3 protein-coding genes are annotated in these 2,106 nt (G+C 60.0%); 1 reads left to right on the top strand and 2 read right to left on the bottom strand.

The annotated features are described in order from the left end of the window. On the top strand, positions 1 to 180 hold a 180-nt coding region (locus ABT116_RS43450; protein WP_392322212.1), incomplete at its 5' end, for a GNAT family N-acetyltransferase. A gap of 443 nt (positions 181 to 623) precedes the next feature. Here the strand turns inward: ABT116_RS43450 and ABT116_RS43445 are convergent. Together ABT116_RS43445 and ABT116_RS43440 are read right to left on the bottom strand one after the other, a co-directional pair. Continuing rightward, a complete protein-coding gene (locus tag ABT116_RS43445; RefSeq protein ID WP_003944610.1) occupies positions 624 to 1,340 on the bottom strand; it encodes a YwaF family protein in 717 nt (238 codons plus the stop codon). Positions 1,341 to 1,429: 89 nt separating this feature from the next. Further along, positions 1,430 to 1,849, bottom strand: a complete 420-nt coding sequence (locus tag ABT116_RS43440; RefSeq protein ID WP_011331647.1) for a QcrA and Rieske domain-containing protein — start codon at positions 1,847 to 1,849, stop codon at positions 1,430 to 1,432. Positions 1,850 to 2,106: the final 257 nt, after the last annotated feature.

Below are 2,106 nucleotides of genomic sequence, written 5' to 3'. Positions count from 1 at the left end.
GCGGACGCGGATGGGCTCTGGACCCTGCAGACGTCGATCTTCCCTGAAAATCGCGCCTCCGTCTCCCTGCATCACTCGGCAGGGTTCCGCACCATCGGGATCCGCGAGAAGATCGCCCAACTCGACGGGATCTGGCGCGACACAGTCCTGCTCGAACGCCGAACGGCAGCGGATTCCTGATTTTCTGAACCGCCAATCGAAGCATTTTTCGGCAATCGATCCGCCATATGTGATCAGCAACTCGAAGCAACCCCTTAGCTCGAGTGCAGAGTGAATCTGCTGAGACGTGATTCCCGCTGTAACTGGCAAATTATTCGTGGGCTGGTGTCACGTCCTCCTGCAGTGAGTTCTTGAGGGCTCGGGATCAGCGGCTTCACAGCAGAGCGGTCACCGTCGGGGATGTACGTGCAGACGAACTGGAGCGGGTGAAACTGAAAGTCTTCGCGAGTCGCCGATCGGAGTGTGCAACGCCGCCTGCATCTACATGCCGGTTGAGTATCACATCTGCTGCTCTCGCTTGCCTGTCACTCGGCTGCCCGGTAGCTCGATTGGGCAGGACTGTGCAGATTGTTGCTGAAAAGCGGTCGGTCCATGCCAGGGGTGCGGAGGTCGAGCGAGGACGGCTAGACCACGGGTTGCGCGGCGTCCTTGTCGAGAATTCCGTCTCTCTCCCACGGCCACGTCATCAGAGCCCAGATGATGAATACGATTGTCATCCCAGAAAACAGATACACCGGCCACGGACCCATCAGGTCCAGCAGCGATGCGGTGGAAGGTTTGGCGTTGAGAAAGCCGTAATTGGTATCGGCGATGCGATTGAAGATGAAAGTGACTATCGCCCATGTCAGCGTGACCAGTACCGCGAAGCGGTAGCTGCGCCATGTAGGTCGCATTCTCCGGCCCCACGTGAGATAGATCGCGGCCCAGACGACAAACAGGTGAATCGCCCAGAAGGCAAGAAACTCGTAACCGGGGAAGTCGGGCCCGGCCAGAGCCGGTGAAATCAACGCCTGCGTACTCAATACAAGCCCCCAGTAGTAGGTGAGGGCGAACGGCCAATGTCGGTGCGACCACAATGCGTAGATCGCGGACACTGTCGCGAGATCGGTGAGTTGTAAGGGTACGGATCCTCCTAGCGTGGGTGAGGACAGCGAGTAGAGCACCGCCGAGCCGTATATCACCGCCAGTATTCCGCCGAGGGCGCGGCTGAGGTGGCGAGCTTGCGCTTCGGTCTGTCTACGTCCCGCCCAGATCAGAAACACCGAACCCGCGACAAACAGAGCGATGGCTGCCCAATGCGATGGGCCGTACGCCGAGAACTCGGGTTGTGCAGAATACACATCTCTCACTTCCTCAGCGCCGCCGAACGCACTGTTCCATAACAACCTTCGCAGATAGCTGTCCCAGTTCGGAAGTGCCGTTCTCCGGCTTAGTTGACGATGATCGTGTCCGCGGTGCGAGAAAGGGCGTAGCTGTGCAGTGGCTTCTGAGCAGGTCGTTGCACGACCGAGCCATCGACGATGGAGTATCGGCTGCCATGACATGGGCAGTTGATCGTTCCATCGCTGACCTCGGAGACTACGCATCCCTGGTGGGTACATACCGCAGAGAAGGCTTGGAACACGCCTTCCTGCGGCTGGGTGATCACGACTTGCTCGTCCGCCAGAATGACTCCGCCGCCGACAGGAACCGCTGATATCGGAACCTCGGCACTGCCCAGGGTTACGCCGGGTGCATTGCTGTTGTTCTGGGTGCTACATCCGGCAACGGCGAGACAAGTTGTCGCGCAGGCTGTGAGGAGGACCGTTCTGCGCCCGACCTTGATGTCGGATGGATCGATCGTGCTCATGCGGGGACCACCAAACCAGTGAGAAACATCAGGAGTATTCCGACACCGACGCCGACGAGAACCATCGGATCCAGATCCGAGCGGCCTTGTGTGCGCAAGGACGGTGCAATTTGGATGACGACCTGGATGATTGCGCCGACCCCGACTCCGAGCAGCAACGCAGCCGGCCTCCTGGTGCTCCCCGGTGCGCAGCACGCCGAGCAGGCGGCGCATCTCGGCGAGGGCCTGGCGGCCGGTGGAGGAGATGGTCTCCAGGG

This window comes from Streptomyces sp. NPDC002130 (assembly GCF_040296465.1).
Classification (GTDB): Bacteria; Actinomycetota; Actinomycetes; order Streptomycetales; family Streptomycetaceae; genus Streptomyces.
The sequence above is the reverse complement of the archived record's forward strand: the minus strand, read 5'-3'. Positions and strand labels throughout refer to the sequence as shown.

What these genes read in the sequence shown, in the direction of transcription:
- ABT116_RS43440 (WP_011331647.1), bottom strand. Translation starts at nt 1,849, where the DNA reads ATGAGCACGATCGATCCATCCGACATCAAGGTCGGGCGCAGAACGGTC.